The organism is Pseudomonas sp. FSL R10-2189, from assembly GCF_009600325.1.
GTDB classification, from domain to species: Bacteria; Pseudomonadota; Gammaproteobacteria; order Pseudomonadales; family Pseudomonadaceae; genus Aquipseudomonas; species Aquipseudomonas helleri.
The window spans coordinates 1-272 of sequence record NZ_WIVZ01000162.1 but is presented as its reverse complement, the minus strand read 5'-3'; the positions used below and the strand labels follow the sequence as shown (position 1 = coordinate 272).

Sequence of the window (272 nt, the reverse complement as noted above, 5' to 3'; positions counted from 1 at the left end):
ATCCCGAGGACCTTGAGGTACCGCCGGGAACCCCAGTCGTGATGGCTGGCTCTCCGTGCAGTCGTTTCTCGACCGTCGGATGTGACCAGGCCTCCGGTGTGCGTACCGCCGTTAACTATCTCTTGGCATTGGGGCATCGCACAGTCCACCTCGTCAGCGGCCCGGACTACTCCCGCCAGGCTGTGGTACGCCGCCAGGCCTGGCAAGAGTGCTTGGAGACCAACGACCGCGAGATCCCCGATGTCATCATCGGGGGCTGGACGGCCTCGTCA

At 64.3% G+C, this 272-nt stretch carries 1 pseudogene; it reads left to right on the top strand.

Features of this window, described 5'->3' with window-relative positions:
- Window positions 1-38 precede the first annotated feature (38 nt).
- Window positions 39-272 (top strand): annotated as a pseudogene (locus GHO32_RS26330) (hypothetical protein); the annotation flags it as partial.